Here is a 22,268-nt window from a genome sequence, read left to right as displayed (position 1 = left end):
AGCGTGCCCGCCCCCAACGGCCAACAGGAGGTCCGCAACGTCCGCTGATGCCGTGCGGGTGTCCGCAACCTGGCGGACACACCGTCCCGCCTACGTTGTGAGCGCCGGCCGATGGTTCTCCGCTACCTCCCGCAGATCCCGTGCCTCGGCAATGCCGGCGCGCTGGACACCGTTGACTACCTCAGCTGCCCTCCACCAGTTCGACGGGACGATCCGTCCGGAGCTGATCGCCCGGGTCGCCACCGCTGCCGCCTCGTCCGGGCGACCGTCCGCCAGCAGCGCCAGACCAAGGTCGAGCTGGGCGGAGGCTACTCGACGAGGGCGGGCGCCCTCCTGCTCGAGTTCCGTGATCACGTCCCGTGCCACCGCCTCCGCCGCGGGGTCGCCCGCCCAGGCAAGCGTCGTCGCGGCGTACGCGTGGGCCTTCGCCGGGTCGTACTGGTAGTGGTGTTCGGGATGGTCCGGCGGCGTTCGTTGACCAGCGAGCCGCTCGACCCGGTCCAGGGTTCGCCGGGTTTGGATACGGTCGCCCAGCCGTGCCCAGGCCCGGCCCTCCTGTGCGGTGGCCTGAACGATGGCTGAGCCGCCCGCCGGAGCGATCTCCTGGGCGTGCTGCGAGAGTTCGAGGGCTTGCCGGTAGTCGCCGGTCGTGAGCACGGCCCAGGCTCGGGTTTCCAGGCACCAGGCCGCGATCTCGCGATGCCCGGTCTGGTCCGCCAGCTGGGCCGCCGTACGAAGGTGGGCGGCAGCCGCCGCGCCCTGCTGGATGTCGATGTGCAGCGTCGCCCGCAGAAGCGAGAGCCAACCGCCGATGACGAGCAGCCTTTCGTGCTGGACGAGCGTCTTTCGCGCGTCGACCAACGTCCCGACGAGTTCCAGGTGCCACCGGACTCGGCGCAGAAGAACCTCCGGCGGAGTCGTCGCGTACGCCATCGCAAGCGCGTCCGCAGCCTGTTCGAGCCGATCGAGTGTCTCCGCGCTCACGTCCGATGCCGTCACACGACGGACAAGCTCAAGGGCGTCCAGCTCACCGTCTGTTTCGTCGTCACGGGCAGTGGACCGGAGCGCAGCCATAAGTCGTCCGCTTCCGCCGAGTGCCTGGTCCAGCCGAGAGGCGACCGCCTCGTTCGGTGACTTGCGGCCTCTCTCGAGGTCCTCGATGTAGCTCTTGCCGTGATGGGCCAGCCCCGCCAGTGCGCGGTAGGAGAGGCCGCGCTCGGCTCGGAGGCGGCGAAGCTCGTCGGAGAAGCGGGTGGCGTCGGTCATCGGCGTATCCCTGCTGTCGGTCAGGGGTAGCGGACCGGCTCTTCCACAACCGAACCGCCGCGTCGAGGGTACGCCCGAGTCCGCCAGAGCGGCTTGGCTTGTCCACAGGCGGAAATGGCGGTGCCGAGGTTATCCACAGGTGCCTAAATGGGGGTGGTGACGGTCGTACTGTGTGGCTGCGTCAGCGCGGTCCACCGGCCGGGCAGGCGTTGTCGCGAGGTCAAGCCGAAGCCGCCACCCTGGCGCGGGGCGACCCGAGGTTCCTCGTCCACCACGACCGCCGCGCCCATTGCCAGCCGGCGCCCCAGCACGTGCAGTGCGGGCGCCAGCGGGTCAGGGGTGGCGGGCGCCAGGTCACCGTCCACGAGCAGCAGGTCGATGTCGCTGAGCCCGTCCAGGTGCTCGACGTCGTACCAGTCCACCGTCCGCCCCTCCACGACCAGCTCGGCCACGCCCACCTGCCGCACCTCGACCGAGCCCAACCCGTGTTCGGCCAGCCAACCCCGTACGAGCGAAACCCGGCCAGCATCATGATCGACAGCAACCAGTCGTCCACCCGTCTCCGCCAGCGCGTATCCGAGCCAGACGATCGCGGGCCCGCATCCCAGCGCCACCGTCAGCGCGGGCCGGCGTTCCCGGGCCGCGTGCACGAGCCCGAGCAGGTCCGTGGGCTGCGAACCCGGCGCCGACGAAGGCATCGGCGCGCGTGGCGTCACCGTCTGGAAGAGCTGGAACAGCGCCTCGATCTCCCGGCTCTGCTCCCGCAGCAGCAGCTCCGCCCCGCGGCCGGTGAGCCGCTCGGTGCGGGCCATGGCCTCGGTGACCTCCTGGTGCCGGTCCCCCGCGGCGAGCCGTTCCTTCTCGACCGCGGCGATCACCCGGCGCTGCAACTGATCGACGGTCGCACGCAGCTCACGTACGGCCTCCTGGGTCGAGCGGTTCACGCCGCCGATCCGGCGCGACAGGTGCACCACGCCGGCCAGCACGGCGGTCAGCAGCAGCGCGAGCAGCCCGGTGGCCACGGCGGCCTGCCCGATCATCGACGAGATCGCGACGCCCACCGCCAGCGGCACTATGACGATCATGCCGGCGATCTGCCGGCGGGACAGGCCGCGCAACCGGCGCGCCACGGCCCGGGCGAGCCGCAGCAGGCTGGTCATGGTGGTCCGCACATCGAACTCAACGCCACACCGACCCGGCCCGTTACGGGATCGTCAGCGAGCACCACGACGACACCGGAATCGGCGGCAAGCGACACGCCGGAGACGCCCAAGCCGCCGGCAAGCGACACACCAGACACACCCAAGCCGCCGGCGAGCGACACACCAGACACACCCAAGCCGCCGACGAGCGACACGTCAGGCACGTCCAGGCCGCCGGCAACCAACACACCAGCGACACCCAGGCCGCCGGCAAGGGACATAACCACAACTCCACGGCGGCCGGTAAATCCGGCGACCGCTACGAGATCGGCAGCAGCGGAGACATCGAGGAGGCGGGCAGCGACGAGAGGATCCGCGACACGAAGCGCTCCCGCGCACACTCGGCGGCCATGGTCCGGCGCGCACGGCGGCTCTGCTCGGCGTACAGCGCCGGGTCGGCCCGATAACGTGCGATCAGAGCCTCCACTTCGGACCGTGTGCAGTACACCGCCGCATCCCCGTAAAGACCCCGATACCGTTCGGGCATCACCACCACGCACCCCACCGCCGCGGCCTCCCAGGCCGGGCGTGAATACCATTCGGTCTGCTCCCGCGGCGGAAAGTGCAGATAGAAGTCGAGCTGGTGCAGGAACGGCCGAGGCTCGACGTCCTCCGTCCGATAGGCGAGCCACGTCGCCGCCACCGGAGCAGCACACGTGCCCGCGGGCCGATCAGCCAGACGAACCCGTACGTCGGCCCGGGTCAACCGGCGGCACACGGCGAGGCTGTCGGCGGCGTCCAGCGGCCAGTTCGCCGCGTCGCACAGGTCGGTGCCGACGATCGGCGAGCCGGCCGAGGCCCCCGTACGCTCGGCGACCCACCCGCCCGGCACCGGCGCGAGCGGCAGGTCGTCCGGCTCCACCTCCGCGACCCCACGCAGGGCGGCCCGCACTCCCGGGTCCTGCGGAACCCAGGTGGGCTCGGCCCCGAACAGCCGCCGTGTCACGTCCGCGCACGTCGTCGGGTCGTACCGGTGGTCGCTGCCGTCGGCTCGTACGGGCGCGCGGTCCGCCACGATCAGGGCACGCCGCGCCCGTACACCCGATTCCACGGAGGCCGCGAAATGCAGCACCCCCGCCTGACGCACCACCACCAGCGCCGCCGACACGGAGTCCTCGAGCGCGATCCGGTCGGCGGTCCCGTCGTTGACCAGGTCCTGCACGGCCGCCGCCAGCGGAATGCGGCGCAGGTGGATCGCGCGGTACGAGTCGAACTGCAGAAGCGCCACCCGCAGACCGGCGGTTTTCAGGGCGCGCAGCTCGTCGAGGGCCGTCCGCTGCGCGCTCTCCAGGAAACGCCAGTCCGCCACCATCACCACGTCATAGGCCCGATCCCGTACGGTGCCGAGCAGGTGATCCGGAGCCGGGAAGGGCCGGTCCGACCCGTCCGCCGGCCGGTAGGCGCCCGCCCGCCGCTGGGCGATCAGCTGGTGGTGCCGCTGATAGGCCGACATGTACGCCGTCCGCGCCGGATGCATCCAGTGCGGCCGGATCTCCGCCCGCGACAGCGAACCGGCCGAGAGCCGGATGAGCGCGAGCGGCAACGAGTCGAGGTGCCGCACCCGTCCCGCCCCGAAAGCGGCGTGGATCCGCCCGATGTACTCGGAGTCGGCCGCCTTGCGCAGCCGGTCGAAATAGCCGACCGTACGCAGCACCGTGCCCCGCCGCAGCATCAGCGACGACGGGTTGAACCGCCCGCTGCGCACGCCCGGCCGGGTGCACATCAGCTCGTCGGTGACCGCCAGCCCGTCCGACGTCGTGGCGACCAGTCGCCGGTCCTCGATCAGCGGCCGCACCTGCAGCTCGATCCGCCGGGGGTGCGACCAGTCGTCGGAGTCCTGAAAGGTGGCGAACTCCCCGCCGGCCGCGTCGAGCCCGGCGTTGCGGGCCGCGTACGTGCCCGAGTTCTCCGGCATCCGGATCAACGTGATGCGATCGCCCAGGGCCACCGCCTCGCGCAGCACCGGCTCGAACTCGGGCGGCGAGGCATCGTCCACGATGATCACCTCGGTGTTGCTCCAGCTCTGCGCGAGGATCGACCGCACCGCGGTGATCAACCCCCGATCGGGCCGGTACGCCGTGACAACCACCGAAACGCGATGCGCCCCCTCCACCCGTTCCACGGCAGCCGTGGTCAGCCGATCAAACGGCACCGCAACACCGACCGCGGAAGAAGCGCCCGCCGGGGTGCAGTTGGAGGGCTTCGCGGATGACGTGGGCGAGGTGGCGTCACCCGCAGGAGCACCACCCCCAGAAGCGCCGCCTGCGAAAGCGCCGCCGGCAGAAGCACCCCCAACGGCCCCCGCGCCCGCCGACGCAGTGTCGTCAGAACAGGCATTCCCAGCGCGGACAACGGCCCCGTCCGCGTCCGCCACCACCGGCCCCGGTTCCGGCATCAGGGCCGCGAAAGCACTCGCCCACCCCCGTCGACCGGCGAGCAGGTCGACGTTCAGCACAGCCCGCGCCGACTCGCCGATCTTCAGGTAGCGCCGCATCAGCTTCCGGGCCCGCTCCGGCCCCTGGTGAATCAGCGCCAGCTGAACGTGCAGCGTCTGGTTGGCGGGCGACAACGCCCGCGCCCCGCAGGCCCGCCGCACCAGCTCGAACAGCGCCGACGCGTCGTCGCGGTCGGTCGGCAGCAGCTCCTGCAACCCCAGGATGTGCGCGACCGCCGCCACCAGCCCGGGGTCGACCTTGCGCCGGATACGCCGCAGCCATCGCCGGTCACCGGTCCGGGCCGCGTGCAGCAGCTGGTCAAGCGTGCCGTGTTCACCGAGCGCGGCCCGTGCCATCAGCTCGCGGGCCTCCAGCGACCGGTTGCGCACGGCGGTCGCCGTCAGCGCGAGCCGCAGCCGCGAACCGCCCGCCGTCACATGATCATCGAGCAGTCCGGATACGTGTGGCCGCATGCCCCGGCTAACGCGCCACCGGCAGCGTGGGTTACACGCCGCCAAACCCCAGCGGTCCTACACCGCCGCCAGCACCGCTGCCGTCACCCGATCCCGCTCGGCCGCGTCATTCCACGGCCCGACCAGGTAGAAAGCGTCCACGACATCCCCGCCCAGGGTCGAGATGCGGGCCGCCCGCACCTCCGCCCCGGCCTCGTCCAGCGCCGTCGCCACCCGATAGAGCAGCCCCGGCGAGTCGGCCGCCCGCAACTCCATCACGGCCGCGTCGGTCGCCACGTCCCGCTGCCACACCACCCGGGGCGAGGCCGTGCCGCCCCGGGCGCTCATGGCCCGCGCCCGCACCCGCTGGGTCACCGACACGTCCCCCGCCGCCACCCGGCGCAGGTCGGCCGCGAGCGCCACCGGGTCGTACGGGCTCCCGTAGCGCGGCTGGGTGAAGAACTCGACGATGGCCCGCCCGTCGACAGTGCTCGCGTTCGCCCCCACCACGTCGAGCCGGTGCATGGCCAGACACGCCGCGACCGCCCCCAGTAACCCCCGCCGGTCGGCGGCGGCAACCGCCAACCGGTCCCCGTCGAGGTGAACCGCCGGCAGGTCCCCGTCGAGCAGCTCCGGGTCCGGCGCCGGCGGTTCCGGCAGCTCGCCTGTGTCGAGCGCCGTGTGCACCCGCCTGACCAGCTCGTCCATCAGCCGGCCCTTCCAGTCCGACCAGGCGGCCGGCCCGGTGGCCAGCGAGTCGGCGCGGGCCAGCGCGTGCAGCAGGTCGAGGGTCGTGGGGTCGCCCACCGTCTCGGCCACCGCCGAGATCGTCATCGGGTCGCTGAGGTCGCGGCGGGTCGCCACGTCGGGCAGCAGCAGGTGCAGCCGTACGAGTTTCTCGATCGTCGCCACGTCGGCCGGCGGCAGCCCGATCCGGGTGGCGATGTCGGCGGCGATCGGGGCGCCGACCACGCTGTGGTCCCCGGGCAGGCCCTTGCCCACGTCGTGCAGGAAAGCGCCGATGAGCAGCAGGTCGGGACGGTCCACCTCACGCGCGTACGCGGTGGCCTCGTACGCGGCCTGCACGAGGTGCCGGTCGAGGGTGAAGCGGTGGATCGGGTGATGCTGGGGCAGGCTGCGCATCCGCGCCCATTCCGGCAGCCACGCGTCGATCAGCCCGTACCGGTCGCAGGTCTCCCACGTGGGCAGCAGGCCGGGCCCCGAGCCGAGCAGCGAGACGAGTGCGGCGCGGGCGGCGGGCGGCCATGGGCTGGGCAGCGGCGGCGAGAACGCGGCAAGCCATTCGCTGGTCGCACGCGCGATGGGCAGCTGCACGGTGGCGGCCGCGGCGGCTACACGCAGCGACAGGCTGGGGTCGGGCACCGGTCCGATCGCCGTACGGGCCAGCACCAGTTCGCCGTCCTGTTCGACCACGTCGCGGGCGACCGGGCGGCGGGTCGGCGTTCCCCCGGGCAGACCCCGCCGGCGGCCGTTGCGAAGCCGATCAGCGGCCCGCCAGGCGTCGTCAAGAGCATGAGCCACCGTACGGGCGTCGCCCGCGACCCGCCGCAGCAGCGCGTCCCCGTCGTCCAGCTCGAGCAGTTCGGCCACGGCCACCCGTTCCTGGGCGACCAGCCGGTCGACGCGCCGCCCGACCGCCAGGTGCAGGGCGTCGCGGATGTCGAGCAGCCGCAGGTTCGCCGCCCGGACGGCCGGGCGCATGGTGTCGGCGACCCCGGCGCGGCCGATCGCGCGCAGCAGGGTGACGTCGCGCAGCCCGCCCGCCGCTTCCTTCAGGTCGCCTTCGAGCAGGAACGCGAGTTCGCCGTGACTGGCCCAGCGGGTGGTGGTGAGTTCCTTGAGCGCGGGCAGCAGCCGCACCGCGGTCCGCCGCCACTGGTCGCCCGCCGCTGTCACCAGTTCGGCGGTGAGGGCCGCGTCGCCGGCCACGTGGCGGGCGTCGAGCAGGCCGAGGGAGACCTTGACGTCGTCGTGCGCGACCGACAGCGCCTCCGGCAGGGTGCGCACGGAGTGGTCGAGGCCGAGCCGGGCGTCCCAGATCGGATACCAGAGCGAGGCGGCGACCCGGTCGATGCCGGCCGCGCCGTTGTGCAGCAGCACGAGGTCGAGGTCGCTGTAGGGGGCGCAGTCGCGCCGGCCCAGCCCGCCCACCGCGACCAGGCTGACCCCGGGAACGTGGGCGGGGAACATCTCGCGTAGCCAAGCATCGAGCGCCGCAGCCCGATCCTGCCGGGCGGCGGCGCCGATGTGTTCGCGGAGCTTGTCCGGCGAGCCGCCGACCGGCACCTGCGGCGGGGTCGGCAGCTCGCTGGACATGTTAGGCATTCTTGCAGGTCAGAGCGCGTCGAGGCCGCGCTCGCCGGTGCGGACCCGAATCACGTCGTCGACCGACGTGACCCAGACCTTGCCGTCGCCGATCTTGCCGGTCTTGGCCGCGGTGACGACGGCGTCGACGATCTTCTCGACGTCGATCTCGTCGGTCACCACCTCGACCTTGATCTTGGGCAGGAACTCCACCGTGTATTCCGCGCCGCGGTATACCTCGGTGTGCCCCTTCTGCCGGCCGTAGCCCTGTACCTCGCTCACGGTCAGGCCGGTCACGCCGAGCGCGTGCAGAGCCTCCTTCACCGCGTCGAGCTGGTACGGCTTGATGACCGCGGTCACCAGCTTCATGCTCAGTCCTTCCATCGGTGCAGTCATAGAAGTATCTAACCGGCGACTTTTTGGCTGGTGTCGGCCTTGCCGTCAGCGTCAACCGAAGCGCTGGGCTTGATGCCCGCCATGGCGAACGCGCTGCCACCGCCGGCGCCACCGGCCGGGGTGAGGTCGTAACCGGACTCGCCGTGGTCGCTGATGTCGATGCCGCCGACCTCGGCCTCCTCGCTGACCCGGCCGAGCTTGACGGCCTTGAGGATCAGAGCGAGCACCGCGGCGATGGCGAACGAGTAGACCGTGACGACCAGGCTGCCGACGAACTGGCGGCCGAGCTGGGTCGCGCCGCCGCCGTAGAACAGGCCCTCGGAGGCGCCCAGCACATCGGTGATGGCGCCGTTGACCTGGGTCGTGGCGAAGAGACCGATGAACAGCGAGCCGATCCAGCCGCCGACGAAGTGGACGCCGACGACGTCGAGCGAGTCGTCGTAGCCGAAGCGGTACTTCAGGCCGACGGCCAGGGCGCAGAGAACGCCCGCGATGAGGCCGAGCAGCACGGCCGGCAGCGGGGCGATGAAGCCACAGGCCGGGGTGATCGCGACCAGACCGGCGATCGCGCCGGAGGAACCGCCGACCAGCGTGGGCTTGCGGTCGCGGATCCACTCGACGACGAGCCAGCCGACCACGGCGGCCGCGGTGGCGAGCTGCGTGTTGACGAAGGCGACCGCGGTGGTGCTGTCGACGGTCAGCTCGGAACCGGCGTTGAAGCCGAACCAGCCGAACCAGAGGATGCCGGCGCCGAGGGCCACGAACGGCACGTTGTGCGGCCGCATGTTCTCGCGCGGCCAGCCGATACGCTTGCCGAGGATCAGCGCCAGGGCGAGGGCCGCGGCGCCGGCGTTGATGTGCACCGCGGTGCCACCGGCGAAGTCGAGCGCCTTGATCTGGGCGCCGATGAAGCCGCCGCCCCACACCCAGTGAGCCACCGGCACGTAGACGAGCGTGAACCAGCCCAGCGCGAAGAGGACCCAGCCGCCGAACTTGAAACGGTCGGACACGGCGCCGCTGATCAGGGCCACCGTGATGATCGCGAACATCATCTGGAAGGCCATGAAGACGTACGTGGGGATGCCGGTCTCGCCCCACATCTCGCCCACCCAGCTGGTGCTGGTGCCGGCGTAACCGAAGTTGCCGATGATGTTGTTGAGGCCCTCGGACCCGTTCGCGCTGAACGCGAGCGAGAAGCCGTAGAGAGCCCAGAGAATCGAGATGAGCCCAATGGCGGAGAAGCTCATCAGCATCATGTTCAGAACGCCCTTGGACCGGTTGAGGCCACCGTAGAACAGTGCCAGACCCGGGGTCATGAGCAATACGAGCGCAGACGACAGGAGCAACCAGGCGGTATTGCCGGTATCGATCTCCACGCTGCCTCCTCTCGGAATGAAGGTGTCTCGCACACAGCCAAAGGCGGCGTCGCCGGTCGGCCGGTTTCGTGACGAGAGACTTCCGGTCGGAGGTTTCACGCACGGTCTACGCGCGATTTCCGGCGCGTGACGGACTGTTTCGTACGTGTGAAGAAAGCCTCACAGGCAACCCGGAAAAGCGGCTTGAACTGGGGCAATCGACGCATCGCCGATGCCGCCGATTGTCAACAGCCGATCACCGAAGCGCGTATTCGAGGGTGTGGCGCTCGTAATCGAGCAGCCTCAGATCACGCATCGGGCGCCGGAGATGCCCTTTATGAACAATGCGAACGAAGGCGGGGTCGCCGGCCGCTGCCATGCGGCGGATGCCCTCGACGTGGTCGACGATCCTCTTGCGGATGGTGCGGACGAGCCGGTGCCGGTCGCGCGGGATCAACCCGTACGCGTCGGCGAAGAGCCGCAGGCGGCGCGGCCGGTTGGGTCGTTTCCACCCCAATGTGTACGAGTCCCGGTCGCTGAACAGGGGGACCCAGGTCCACGCGGCGTAGGCCACGTCGTAGATGCGCGCACCCGGCGAGGCGAGGTCGAAGTCGATCAGGGCGAGGGTGCCGTCGGGCCGCCAGACCACGTTGTGCGGCGCGGCGTCGTGGTGGCAGATCACCTCGGTGTCGGGCGGCGGCGGCCCGAACGAGCGCCACACCGCTCCCGGCGGCGGCACGAAACCGTACTGCGCGTCATGGAACATCCGCAGCATGGTGGCCACGGTGACCAGCGCTTCCTCGGTGACCCAGTGCGGGGCCAGGGGGTATTCGCCGCACTCGCCGTCGAGGTACGACAGCACCTCACGGCCCTTGTCGTCCATGCCCAGGGCGTGCGGCGAGCCGGTGAAACCCACCCGCTCGAGGTGGTTGAGAAGGCTGTGCACGGCCGGCGTCCACGGGCCGGCGTTGCGCCGCACGGTGTCGCCGACCTTGGAGACGGTGCTGACGTTGCCGCCGTGCAGCGGGATCTCCCGCTCCTGCGTCACCAGCACCCTCCCCTGCTGCTCGTTGCGGTCACCTGACGACGTTCGACTTCCGAGACTACGTGGCGCTGCCAAGCAACGCCTCGACGAAGGCGGCCGGCTCGAACGGCGCGAGGTCGTCCGGACCCTCGCCCAGACCCACCAGCTTCACGGGAATGCCCAGCTTGCGCTGCACGGCGATGACAATTCCGCCCTTGGCCGTGCCGTCCAGCTTGGTGAGCACCACACCGGTAACGTCCACCACTTCGGTGAACACGCGGGCCTGCTCGAGGCCGTTCTGACCGGTCGTGGCGTCCAGCACGAGCAGCGTCTCGTCGACCGGCCCGTGCTTCTCGACGACGCGCTTGACCTTGCCGAGCTCGTCCATCAGGCCGACCTTGTTCTGCAGCCGGCCGGCCGTGTCGATGACCACCGTGTCCACGTCGATGTCGATACCCCGCTTCACCGCGTCGAAAGCAACGCTGGCCGGATCTCCCCCTTCCGGGCCACGGACGGTCTCGGCGCCGACCCGCTCACCCCAGGTGGCGATCTGGTCGGCCGCGGCGGCGCGGAACGTGTCGGCCGCGCCGAACAGCACCGAACGCCCGTCCGCGATCAGCACCCGGCCGATCTTTCCGCAGGTCGTGGTCTTGCCCGCGCCGTTCACGCCGACCACCAGCATCACCGCGGGGCGGCCGTCGTGCGGAGTGGTCCTGAGCGTGCGGTCCATCTCGGGGTCGAGCGCGGCCACCAGTTCCTCGGCCAGCTGCTCCCGGACCTCGGCCACCGTACGCGTGCCGAGCACCCGGACCCGCTCGCGCAACCGCTCGACGATCACCTGGGTCGCCTCGACGCCCACGTCCGCGGTGATCAGGCTGTCCTCGATCTCCTCCCACGCGTCCTCGTCGAGGTGGTCGCGCGAGAGCACGGTGAGCAACCCGCGGCCGAAGATGTTCTGCGAGCGCGACAGCCGGGCCCGCAGCCGCACGAGGCGGCCGGCCGTGGGCTCGGGCCGCTCGATCTCGGGCTTCGGCGGCTCGACGACCTCCGGCTCGGCGACCTCGGGCTCGCGCTCCAGCAGCGGGGGCAGGCCCTCGTCGGCCTCGGCCGGCACCACCAGCGGCGGCGTCCGCACCCCGGGCTCGGCGGCGGAGGGACGCTCCAGGGTCGCCGTGTCGCCTCCCGTCTGGGACGGCGGCAGCTCACGGCGGCGCATGCGGGGCACGACCAGGCCGATCGCGCCGACCACCAGGACGACGAGCAGGATGACTGCGGCGACCACGTATTCCATAGCCGAAATCCTGACAGATGTCCCGGCCGCGTGTGGCGTCGCCCGCCCGCTGGCATCCTGCGTCACATGTGCAGGAGGATGTAGGTCCCCTCGACCCCTCCCGACAAGGCTCTCTCGTGACAGCTCACCTGCTGATAGGCCCCCTGCTGCGCCGTGTCGCCGGCACCCGCGCGACGATCTGGGTCGAGACCACCGAGGCCGCGTTCGTGCGGGTCGAGGCCGAGGGCGGCGGTTCCGGCTCGGCGCCCACCTTCACCGCGTACGGGCATCACTACGCGATCGTGGTCGTCGAGGGGCTCCGTCCCGACGCGGCCAGCGCCTACCAGGTGTTTCTCGACGATCTACAGGTCTGGCCGTCCCAGGAGTCGACCTACCCGCCCTCGGTCATCCGCACCCGTCCGGCCGACGACGCCGAGGCCCCCGTACGCCTGATCTTCGGCTCCTGCCGTGAGGCGACCCCGAACTCCAGCGCCCGGCGGCTCCCGCCCGACGCCCTCGACGCGTACAGCCGGCGCCTGATGACCGATCCGCAGAACCCGGAGCTGCGACCCGACCTGATCGTGCTGCTCGGCGACCAGGTGTACGCCGACGAGACCTCGACCAAGGTCAAGCGCTTCCTGAAACGGCGCCGCCCGGCCCACCACGACGGCCCGTCCGACCAGGTCATCACGTTCGACGAGTACACCAAGCTCTACCTGGAGTCGTGGCGCGACCCCGAGGTGCGGTGGCTGTTCGCGACGGTGCCCAGCGTCATGATCTTCGACGACCACGAGCTCATCGACGACTGGAACACCTCCGAGTCGTGGCACCGCGAGATGCTCGAGAAGCCGTGGTGGCTCGAGCGCATCACCAGCGGCCTCGCGTCGTACTGGGTCTATCAGCACCTGGGCAACATGAGCCCCGACGAGCTGGCCGCCGACCCGCTCTTGGCGAAGGTGACCACGGTCGACGACGCCACCGACCTGCTGCACGAGTTCGGCCGTACGGTGGACAGCGGCGAACAGCCGTACCAGTGGAGCTATGCCCTCGACGTGGGCCGGACCCGCGTGGTCATGCTCGACAACCGCTGCAGCCGCGTCCTCACGCCCGACCGCCGCGAGATGCTGCCCGCCGCCGAGTGGAACTGGTTCGTCGACCAGGCCCACGGCGAGTACGACCACCTGGTCGTCGGCTCGTCGCTGCCGTGGCTGATGCCGCCCGCGATCCACTACCTGGAGTCGTGGAACGAGAGCATCGCGGCTTCCCGGCGGCCCTGGGTGGCGGCGTACGGGGAAAAGCTCCGTCGCGCCTTCGATCTGGAGCACTGGGCCGCCTTCGGGCGCTCGTTCAACGCGCTGGGCGAGCTGTTCCGGCGGTTGGGCGAGGGCGGCACGGGCGCGCCGGGCCACCGGGTCGGAGCGGGTGGCGCCTACGCGGCCCCCGCCTCGATCAGCGTGCTCTCCGGTGACGTCCACCACTCGTACGTGGCGGAGGCCGACTTCGGCACGCTGATGGCCACCCCGGTCATGCAGCTGACCTGCTCACCGGTCCACAACCAGGTGCCCGCCCTCATGCGGCCGCTGATGCGCTTCAGCTGGTCGCGGGCCGCCGCCCAGGCCGTACGGGGAATCGCCCGCTCCGCCGGGGTGCGCCGCCCCGCCTGGAGGTGGAAGCGGCTGGCCGGGCCGTACTTCGGAAACGCCATCAGCACCCTCAGGCTCACCGGCCGCAAGGCCACGGTGCGTGTGGAGGGCACCGACAAGGACGGCAACCTCTTCGGAGTGGCCGAGGTCACCTACCCCCGGTGATTCAGATGTCGAGCGCCTTGCGCAGGTAGCTGAGGTGCTCGGGGCCGCTCCAGCGGTACGCCGACAGACCGGACGCGCGGGCCCCGCGTACGGCTCGGTCGTCGTCATCGATGAAGAGCACAACCTTGGCCGGGAAGCCGGCGATCTCGCACGCCTTCTCGAAGAACTCGGGCGCCGGCTTGTGAGCCTTGATCTCCCACGAGCTGATCACCTCGTCCACCTCGCCGGTGAGGCCCAGCGCTTCCAGGTCGCCGCGCAGGCGGTCGGTGGCATTGGTGGCCAGCCCGACCTTGCGGCCCGCGGCGCGCACCTCGCGCACGAAGGCCAGCACCTCGGGGTCGGGCTCACCGCGGTAGGACTGCCACTGGGCGACGGCGGCGCGCGCCTTCTCGATGTCGAGCGGCAGGCGCGAGGCGACCAGCTCCATCCACTCGGCGTCGGTGATCTCGCCGGCCATCGCGGGACGGTAGATGTCCCACGACATCGCCGTCTCCAACAGGGCGGCCGGCTTCAGCCCGTTCTCCACCTCGACGGCGATCATCGGGGCCGGGTCCCAGCGGCGCAGAACGCCGTCCAGGTCGATGAGCAGGGCCTGGGCGCGGTCGCGCGACATGCCGGTCAGTCCTCCGATTCGTGCTTGAGCCGCTGGCTGATCACCTGGGTCACGCCGGCGCGCATCGTGACGCCGTACAGGGCGTCGGCGACTTCCATCGTGCGCTTCTGGTGCGTGATGATCAGCAGCTGGCTCTTCTCCCGCAGCTGCTCGAAGAGCGTAATCAACCGGCCCAGGTTGACGTCGTCGAGGGCCGCCTCGACCTCGTCCATGATGTAGAACGGCGAGGGGCGGGCCCGGAAGATCGCGCACAGCATCGCGACAGCGGTCAGCGAGCGCTCGCCACCCGAGAGCAGCGAAAGCCGCTTGATCTTTTTGCCGGGCGGGCGGGCCTCGACCTCGACGCCCGTGGTCAGCATGTCCTCCGGGTCGGTCAGCACCAGCCGGCCCTCACCGCCGGGGAACAGCACCTGGAAGACGGTCTCGAACTCGCGGGCGGTGTCCTCGAACGCCGACGTGAAGACCTCGAGAATCCGGTCGTCGACGTCCTTGACCACGGTGAGCAGGTCCTTGCGGGTGGCCTTGAGGTCCTCCAGCTGGTCGGAGAGGAACTTGAACCGCTCCTCCAGCGCCGCGAACTCCTCCAGCGCCAGCGGGTTGACCTTGCCGAGCAGGGCAAGGTCGCGTTCCGCCTTGTTGGCCCGCTTCTCCTGAGTCGGCCGGTGGAACGGGATCGGCTGCGGCTCGGGCTTGCCGTCCTTCTCGGCCTGCGCCACCTCGGCCTGGGTCGGCGGCACCGGCTGCTGCGGGCCGTACTCGGTGATCAGCGTGTCGACGTCGAGCGAGAAGTCCTCGGCCGCCTTGGCCTCCAGCTGCTCGATGCGCAGGCGCTGCTCGGCCCGGGCCACCTCGTCGCGGTGCACCTCGTTGGTCAGCCGCTCCAGCTCGGCCACCAGGCGTTTGGCGTGCGCCCGGACTTCCTGCAGCTCGGCCTCACGCAGCGTGCGGGCCTGTGCCAGCTCGTCGCGCACCTCAATGGCGGCGGTCAGGGACGTCCGTACGCGGGCCAGCGCCGCGCCGGCGCCCAAAGCAACCGCCTTGGCGATCTCGGCGCCGCGCGCGCGGGCGGCACGGCGGGCCGCGGCCCGTTCCCTGGCCTGCCGCTCGGCGTTGGCCTGGCGCAACAGCGAATCGGCCCGGCCGGCGATCGAGGCCACACGCTCCTCGGCCGTACGGACCGCGAGCCGCACCTCCATCTCGTTCTGCCGGGCCTGCGGCACCAGCGCGGCCAGCCTGTCCCGCTCGTCGGTCGACGGTTCCTCGTCGATCGGGCTCGCCTCGGCCAGCGCGAGCCGTTCCTCCAGCTCGGCCACCCGCATCAGGTCGGCCTCACGCGCCGACTCCGCCTTCTGCCGGGCCGCGCCGAGGCGCTCGGTCTCGGCCTTCGCCGACCGGGCGGCGGCGCCCAGCTCGGCCAGGCGCCGGGCGGCGGCGTTGCGCTCACCCTCGGCCGCACGCTTGGCGGCCGCCGCGACGTTCACAGCCTCCTGGTGCCGAGCCACCTCGTCGCGGGCGTCCGCGAGCTGGTGTTTGAGCTCTTTGATCGACTCCTCGGCCGCGGCCCGGCGGGCGTGGGCCTCGTCGACAGCCGCCTGCACCTCGAGGTAGCTGGTCGCCTTTCCGGAGCCACCGGCGGCCGCGTACGCCCCCAGCACGTCTCCGTCCGGCGTGACGGCCCGCAGCTCGGAGTTGGCCGTGATCAGCGCGACAGCGGCGGCGTGATCGGGCACCAGCACGACGTCCCGCAGCGCCCTGTTCAGCGCCGGGCGAATGGTGTCGGGGCAGCCGATCACGTCCGGCGCCCACACCGCGCCCTCGGGCAGAACCGGCCGCAGCGACTCCAGCGAACCCCGCATGCCGGGGCCCGCCGGCGACGCCACAACCAGCGCGGCCCGGCCGGCGTCCGCGATCTTGAGCGTACGCATGGCCTCGACGGCCTCGTCCACGCCGGAGAGCGCGACGGCGTCGGCCAGCGACCCCAGCGCGGCGGCCAGGGCGGCCTCGTGTCCGGGCTGGACCGTGAGCATCGACGCCAGGCTGCCGAGCAGGCCGGGCACCTCGCCCGCCTTGGCCAGCAGCGCGCCCGCGCCGTCCTTGCGCTTGAGGCCGAGGGCCAGGGCCTCCTCGCGCGCCTTCCAGCTGGCCGCATCCTTCTCGGCCGTGCGCTCGGCGTCGGACAGCTCCTTGACCACCGCGGCGGCCCGGTCGTGCTGCTCGACCGCCTCGGCGTGCCGCTCGTCCAGCTCGACGTTGCCCCGGTCGGCCTCGGACGACTCGGCGGCGACCGCATCAACCTCGGCCTGGGCCGCCTCGGCGCGCATCATCGCGTCCGTGTGGGCGGCCGCGAGACGCTCGATCTCGTCGGAGGCGCCCTCGGTGCGGGCCCGCGCCGCGTTCACGTTGCCCACGAGCTTGGCCAAGCCCTCGCGGCGGTCGGCGATGGCCTTGGCCGCCGTACGCAGGGCACCCTCGGCCGCCGCAAGCTGGCGTTCCAGATCCTGGCGGTGCTCGATCGCCTCGGCCAGGCGCATCTGGTCGTCGGTGAGCGCCTCGCGCAGCTCCTCTTCCTGCTCGCGCACCCGCTCCGACTCGGCGACCAGCTGGTCGGGGTCGCGGCCGGGACGCTCCTCGTCGGGCGTGGCGGCCAGGTGGCGCAGCCGTTCGGTAGCCAGCTGCTCGGTCGAACGGAAGCGCTCCTGCAAGGCGGAAAGCTTGTACCAGACGTCCTGCGCGGCCTGCAGCAGCGGAGCGTCCTCGGCGTGCGCGAGCTCAAGGTCGGCCAGGTGCCGCTGAACCTCACGGTTCTCGTCCTCGACCTGGCCACGACGCTCCCGCATGGCCGACTCGTCGGCGATCTCCTTGTCGAGGGTGGTGCGCAGCGTGTGCAGGTCGTCGGCGAGCAGCCGGAGCCGGGCGTCGCGCAGGTCGGCCTGGATGCCGGCCGCGCGCCGGGCCACCTCCGCCTGCTTGCCCAGCGGCTTCAGCTGGCGGCGCAGCTCGGCGGTGAGGTCGGTGAGCCGGTTGAGGTTCACCTGCATCGCGTCGAGCTTCCGGATCGCCTTCTCTTTGCGCTTGCGATGCTTCAGGACGCCGGCCGCCTCCTCGATGAAGGCGCGCCTGTCCTCCGGCTTGGCATGCAGCATGGCGTCGAGGCGGCCCTGACCCACGATGATGTGCATCTCGCGGCCGATGCCGGAGTCGCTGAGCAGTTCCTGGATGTCGAGCAGCCGGCACGCGTTGCCGTTGATCTCGTACTCGCTGGCACCGTCCCGGAACATCCGCCGGGTGATCGACACCTCGGTGTACTCGATCGGCAGGGCCCCGTCGTTGTTGTCGATCGTGAGCGTCACCTCGGCGCGGCCCAGCGGCGCCCGGCCGGACGTGCCGGCGAAGATGACGTCCTCCATCTTGCCGCCGCGCAGTGCCTTCGCCCCCTGCTCACCGAGCACCCAGGCGATGGCGTCGACGACGTTCGACTTGCCGGAGCCGTTGGGGCCCACCACACAGGTGATGCCCGGCTCCAGCCGCAGCGTCGTAGCGGAGGCGAAGGACTTGAAGCCCTTGACCGTCAGGCTCTTGAGGTGCACGGATCTCCGAGGGTCGGTCGTGTCTGCTTCGGCGCAGATTACCCCCGGCACGTGTCGGCGGCCGTACCCGCCGCTCCGGACGTCCAATAAACCGGACAAAAAGGTGCACACGGTAACGCCGGGGTTCGGACGTGATTACCGCGTGCTACGGCCCTTCCGCGCTCCTTGCCGCCCGCCCAGCCCTCGCCCGGCCGCTCGTTCGGCCCTCGCCCGGCCGCTCGCTCGGCCCCCGTTCGGCCGCTCGTTCGGCCCCCGTTCGGCCGCTCGTTCGGCCCCCGTTCGGCCGCTCGTTCGGCCCTCGCCCCGCCCAAGATCCGGTCGGGGCAAAAAGATGCGCGCCGCCACGTGGTGGAGGCGCGCGATTTCGGGGTGCGTCTTTGGTGCCGTCGGGGGGACTGTGGCCGCCAGGTCGTGGGTTACCCGAACGCGACGGCCGGTGGAGCTCAGGTCAGCGCGGGCTCGGTCAGCCGCGCGAAATCGTCTGCCTCAGCTGCTGCCGCCGCGAGACGATCATTCTCCGCCCGCAGGCGGGTGACCTCGAACTCCAGGGACTGCACCCTGGAACGCAGACGGGTGACCTCGTCGAGCAGACGCCGATCGGGCGCCGCACCTACGTGGCCAAAGAGGGCCTTCGCCATGGTGACTACTCCTTGAGAAGCACTGCTTCTTCTTATGGAAAGCGTTGCCGGAGAAGCCGGCCTACGCGCGCCCAGCACGCGGCCCACCATGCACTCAAGGGCACGCTTGAGCACAGAATCATGCACCCTAAAAGAGGTTTTCAGAGTGCAGATCGCTCACGCTCGACTGGAAACGGGCGTGAGTGGGCGCGACTGGCGACATCTCCATAGTCCGCCGTCACCCATAATCCGTCAAGCGCTGCGGAGGCGTCCCGCCCCAGCGAAGCAGTGAATCATGCCACCCGAACGGCCGTCATCAGGCCAAACAGCCCCTTGACGCCGCGCCGCCCACCCCTCCTCACCCTGAACAAGATCCAAAACGGACGCAGGAATCAGCGTGTCCGATCGGTCAACCCTCAATCCCGGACCTCAAGGGCCACGAGCGCGACCCGATTTCCCGCACTCCGGCCACTCACACCCCTCTTCTCCAACGAGTTGTCTTTGGCACAGCCTGCCCCTCGGTCAGCGCGCCCGACGTGAGCACGGCGCACGAGAGCAGCGGGCGGGCTGGGCTCGACGGGGCGGGCCGGGCGGGCCCAGCAGACCGGGACGGGCCCAGCAGACCGGGACGGGCCCAGCAGACCGGGACGGGCCCAGCAGACCGGGGCGGGGCTCGGCCCGACGGGGCGGGCTCAGCGGCTTGAGGCCGGCAGTGGGCCGCGACGCGGGGGCGGCGAGCCGGGACCGGGGTGCTCGGCGGGTGCTCTCTAGATCCACTACGAGCGGGTCGGCCGTACATGAAAGCGGACTTTTGTTACAAATAGGGTGGCAAATCGGGTAAAAAGCGCGTAATTGTGTCGCCTAGTTGACACAGGGTCGGGCGTGTGGGGCGCTGTTTCGTTGCCCCCATCGTGAATCCGACCCCGTCGCCCGAGCGCATCTGCCTGCTTACCGGCGGCGGGTATCCGTACCGCCGCGACGCGCTCAGCGGGTGGTGCCGGACCCTCGTCGAGGGCCTGCGCCGCTTCCGGTTCGAGTTGCTGACCGTCACCGATCGGGAACCGCCGGCTGTCCCCGCCTATCCTCTGCCGCTCAATGTGGGATCGGCCCGCGCCGTGGCCATCGGGCGGGACTTCAAGCGGCACGAACAGCTGTTCGAACAGCGGCACGAACAGCGCGAACAGCAGCACGAACAACGGCACGAACAAGGGCGGGAACAGAGGCACGAGCGCGATCACGGCGGCGACGGACGGAACAGCGGCCGCCCCGACGGCGAACAGGGCAAGGAGAAGAAGCCCAGCCGGCAGGAGAAACGCGAGACGGCCGAAAGGGCCCGCGCGGCGGCGGCCCTGCTCTGCACGGGACTGATCGGCGAGGCCGACGACTCCGAGCGGATCTTCGGCGACGGTCTGCGGCAGCTCGCCGACGACACCCGGGTGCTGCCGGGGCTGCCGCTCGCCGACGCGCTGATGGATGCCTGGCGCACCGGCCATGCCGAGCCCGGCGAGTTGCCCCTGCCACGGCTCAGTGTGCGCGATGCCCGTACGGCCGCCACGCTCCTGCGCCACGCTCTCGGCGCGCTCACCGTGGAGCTGCCCGACGCCGACCTCGTGCACTGCATAGGCGGCACCACTCCGCTGCTCACCGCGCTGGCCGGACGCCGCCGGCAGGGTGTCCCGCTGCTGCTCACCGAGGCCCGTACGCCCGTGGCCCGGCACAAGCCGCACGAGGAGCGCTTGTCGCCGGCCGTACGCACGATCCTTCGACGGTTCCGGGGCTCGGTCGCCCGTACGGGATACGCCGAGGCCGGCCTGATCGCCCCGCTCAGCGCCTACCACCACAGCTGGGCCCTGCGGCACGGCGCCCACGCGGCCAAGCTCGTGCAGGTGCCGGCGGGAGTCGACCCCTCGGAGTACCCGGGCGCCGCCGAACCCGAGTCCGACCCGGCCGTGGTGTGGGCCGGTTCGGGTGGCCCGGACAGCGGCCTGTCCCCGTTGCTGGCCGCGTTCGAGCAGGTCGCGGCGGCCCTGCCGGGAACGGTGCTGCACCTGGTCGGGGTCACCGCCGCGCACGAGGACTACTGCGCCGAGCAGATCGAGCGCACCGGGCTGGGCCGGGCCGTACGGCTGCACCCGCTGCCCGCCGATCCGCGCGACCGCTACACCGCCGGGCATGTGGTGGCTCATGTGCCTGGGCCCGCCGACCCGCCGTACCGGCTGGTCGAGGCCATGATGTCGGGCCGCGCGGTGGTCGGCGTGGACGTGGGGCCGGCCGCCGAGACGCTGGGGGACGCCGGCGTGCTGGTGGAGCCGGGCGACCCGGCCGAGCTGGCGATCGCGATCGTCGGGCTGCTGCGTGCGCCCGGACGCCGCCGAGCCCTGGGTGACGCCGCCCGCCGGCGCGCGCTCATGCATTTCACCAACGACCGGGTGGTGCGTGTCTACGGCGCGCTCTACGCCGATCTTGCGGCGCCGCCCCCGCCGCCCGCGTTCGAGCTGGCGCTGGCCGTGCCGGCCCCGCGGTCCGAGCCGCCGGTCACGCTGCGCTGGCTGGTCAGTGAAAGGACGGACGGATGACGATCACGCAGGGACGATCGCGTACGGCCACCAGGCGTACGCATCGCCGCCGGGTCAGCGCTCGGCCCCGGCATTCGCTGACGCCGTTGCCGGAGCGGCCGCCGCCCACGCCCGTCGAGGTGGAACTCGCGGTCCCTCAGCACCGGGCCCGGTCGAGCCGTTCCTATCTGTACGCCGCCCTGCTGCGCTGCGCGCTCTATCTGGGCCCGCTGAGCGTCGCCGCCGCCGCGGCCGAACCCCTGGCCCGGGTCGCCTGGCCTGTTCCCCTGGTCACGCTCCTGCTCGGGTGGGCGGCGGCCCAGGCCCTGACCTGTACGGGGGTGTCGATCGCCCGCCGGGCCGGCTCGGCCGCCGCGGCGCGTCATGTCGGGCTCGGCTTCGCCGGGGTGACCGGGCTGTGGTGCGCGCTCGTCTGGGTGGCGCCGTCCACGATGGTCGGCCCCGACCGCGGGCTGGCCCTGGTGATCGGGCTCGGCGGTCTCGGAACCCTGGCCACCGTCACGGCCGCCCTGGTGACCCGCTCCGAGGCGGCGGTCGTGCTGTGGAGCCTGCCGTGCTGGGCCCTCGCCGCGATCACCCTGGCCGAGATCAAGCCGGTGGGGACGTTGCTGCCGGCCGCGATCGTCGTCGTCGTGATCCGCGCGTTCCAGCCGGTTGTGCTCTCCGGCCGGCGCTCGCGACAGCCCCGGGCGACCCCGGCCGAGCTCCGCCGGGGCGGCGGTTACCTGATCATCGGCGCGTCCCAGGCGATCTGTGTCGGGCTGGTGTGGCAGGCCGGGCCGTCCGGGTCGGCGGCGCCGTTCTGGCTGCCGCTGCTGCTGGCCGTGCCGATCCTGGAGGCGTTGATCGGCTGGCACACCGGGCAGGTGGAGTCGGGTCTGGACACGACTGACAACAGCGCCGACTATCACCGGCACGTCCGCAGCGTCACCATCATCACGCTGGCCGGCCTGCTGCCGCCGTTCGCCGTGGGCATCGCGCTCGCCCTCGCGGCGTACCGTCTGCCCGCGGGCCTGCCGGGGCTGGTCGACACACAGGCCAAGGTGCTCGGGCTGGCCGGTGGCATGTTGCTCGGCGGGGTCTTCGCCGTCACCTACTTGCTGGCCGCGCGCCGGCGTACGGGAATTGCCGCCACCCTGGCCGCCGCGCCTCCGGCAACCGCTGCCGCCCTCCCGTTCCTTCCGCTGCCGTCCTCCGGCCCGCTGCCCGACGCCGTAGCCGTGCTGGCCGCCACCCACCTGGCCGGCCTGCTGGTCGTCGCCTTCCTCACCCAACCCGCCCCGCCACCCGACGAGACCTGATCACCCGCCACGCGCGGACCCCGGAAAGAACCCGTGACGAC

Annotated in this window: 15 protein-coding genes; 3 read left to right on the top strand and 12 right to left on the bottom strand. The window is 71.6% G+C overall.

What is annotated here, in order from left to right; all coding sequences use genetic code 11:
- Positions 1–90: 90 nt before the first annotated feature.
- The 9 genes from C8E87_RS21830 to ftsY form a co-directional block, all read right to left on the bottom strand.
- Positions 91–1,266, bottom strand: coding sequence for a helix-turn-helix domain-containing protein (locus C8E87_RS21830; RefSeq protein ID WP_133874815.1), 1,176 nt, complete (start codon positions 1,264–1,266; stop codon positions 91–93).
- A 143-nt stretch (positions 1,267–1,409) separates the two neighbouring features.
- Positions 1,410–2,426 (bottom strand): class I SAM-dependent methyltransferase, encoded by a 1,017-nt coding sequence (locus tag C8E87_RS21825; RefSeq protein ID WP_133874814.1) that lies wholly within the window; start codon positions 2,424–2,426, stop codon positions 1,410–1,412.
- On the bottom strand, positions 2,423–2,689 hold the full coding sequence (locus C8E87_RS21820; protein ID WP_133874813.1) for a hypothetical protein: 267 nt from the start codon (positions 2,687–2,689) through the stop codon (positions 2,423–2,425). The genes C8E87_RS21825 and C8E87_RS21820 overlap by 4 nt, the downstream gene beginning before the upstream one ends.
- A gap of 38 nt (positions 2,690–2,727) precedes the next feature.
- Positions 2,728–5,376, bottom strand: coding sequence for a glycosyltransferase family A protein (locus C8E87_RS21815; RefSeq protein ID WP_279536859.1), 2,649 nt, complete (start codon positions 5,374–5,376; stop codon positions 2,728–2,730).
- A gap of 57 nt (positions 5,377–5,433) precedes the next feature.
- Positions 5,434–7,701, bottom strand: a complete 2,268-nt coding sequence (locus C8E87_RS21810) for a [protein-PII] uridylyltransferase (RefSeq protein WP_239079863.1) — start codon at positions 7,699–7,701, stop codon at positions 5,434–5,436.
- A gap of 9 nt (positions 7,702–7,710) precedes the next feature.
- The gene (locus tag C8E87_RS21805) at positions 7,711–8,049 is read right to left on the bottom strand and encodes a P-II family nitrogen regulator (RefSeq protein WP_166661209.1); all 339 of its coding nucleotides are present in this window, start codon (positions 8,047–8,049) and stop codon (positions 7,711–7,713) included.
- A 35-nt stretch (positions 8,050–8,084) separates the two neighbouring features.
- Positions 8,085–9,452 (bottom strand): ammonium transporter, encoded by a 1,368-nt coding sequence (locus C8E87_RS21800; RefSeq protein WP_133874811.1) that lies wholly within the window; start codon positions 9,450–9,452, stop codon positions 8,085–8,087.
- Positions 9,453–9,687: 235 nt separating this feature from the next.
- On the bottom strand, positions 9,688–10,485 hold the full coding sequence (locus C8E87_RS21795; protein WP_438866089.1) for a phosphotransferase: 798 nt from the start codon (positions 10,483–10,485) through the stop codon (positions 9,688–9,690).
- Between the two features lie 49 nt (positions 10,486–10,534).
- On the bottom strand, positions 10,535–11,746 hold the full coding sequence (gene ftsY / locus C8E87_RS21790) for a signal recognition particle-docking protein FtsY (protein ID WP_133874809.1): 1,212 nt from the start codon (positions 11,744–11,746) through the stop codon (positions 10,535–10,537).
- 116 nt (positions 11,747–11,862) lie between these two features.
- Between ftsY and C8E87_RS21785 the strand changes: the two genes are divergently transcribed.
- Positions 11,863–13,533 carry an alkaline phosphatase D family protein gene (locus C8E87_RS21785; RefSeq protein WP_239079861.1) on the top strand — a complete coding sequence of 557 codons (1,671 nt, stop codon included), beginning with the start codon at positions 11,863–11,865 and terminating at the stop codon, positions 13,531–13,533.
- Position 13,534: 1 nt separating this feature from the next.
- Here C8E87_RS21785 and C8E87_RS21780 read toward each other — a convergent pair whose 3' ends face one another.
- The 3 genes from C8E87_RS21780 to C8E87_RS21770 all read right to left on the bottom strand — a co-directional run bounded on the left by C8E87_RS21780 (position 13,535) and on the right by C8E87_RS21770 (position 18,371).
- Entirely contained in the window at positions 13,535–14,146 is a 612-nt protein-coding gene (locus C8E87_RS21780) for an HAD family hydrolase (protein ID WP_133874807.1), read from the bottom strand.
- Positions 14,147–14,151: 5 nt separating this feature from the next.
- A complete protein-coding gene (gene smc / locus C8E87_RS21775; RefSeq protein ID WP_133874806.1) occupies positions 14,152–17,733 on the bottom strand; it encodes a chromosome segregation protein SMC in 3,582 nt (1,193 codons plus the stop codon).
- A gap of 443 nt (positions 17,734–18,176) precedes the next feature.
- Entirely contained in the window at positions 18,177–18,371 is a 195-nt protein-coding gene (locus tag C8E87_RS21770; protein ID WP_097318386.1) for a hypothetical protein, read from the bottom strand.
- Positions 18,372–19,261: 890 nt separating this feature from the next.
- Here C8E87_RS21770 and C8E87_RS21760 point away from each other — a divergent pair.
- Together C8E87_RS21760 and C8E87_RS21755 are read left to right on the top strand one after the other, a co-directional pair.
- Positions 19,262–20,926 (top strand): DUF3492 domain-containing protein, encoded by a 1,665-nt coding sequence (locus C8E87_RS21760; protein ID WP_239079851.1) that lies wholly within the window; start codon positions 19,262–19,264, stop codon positions 20,924–20,926.
- Positions 20,923–22,227, top strand: a complete 1,305-nt coding sequence (locus tag C8E87_RS21755) for a hypothetical protein (RefSeq protein ID WP_239079850.1) — start codon at positions 20,923–20,925, stop codon at positions 22,225–22,227. Before C8E87_RS21760 ends, C8E87_RS21755 begins: the two co-directional genes overlap by 4 nt.
- Positions 22,228–22,268 lie beyond the last annotated feature (41 nt).

It is taken from the genome of Paractinoplanes brasiliensis, assembly GCF_004362215.1.
GTDB lineage: Bacteria > Actinomycetota > Actinomycetes > Mycobacteriales > Micromonosporaceae > Actinoplanes > Actinoplanes brasiliensis.
This window is presented reverse-complemented; position numbering and strand designations above follow the sequence as displayed.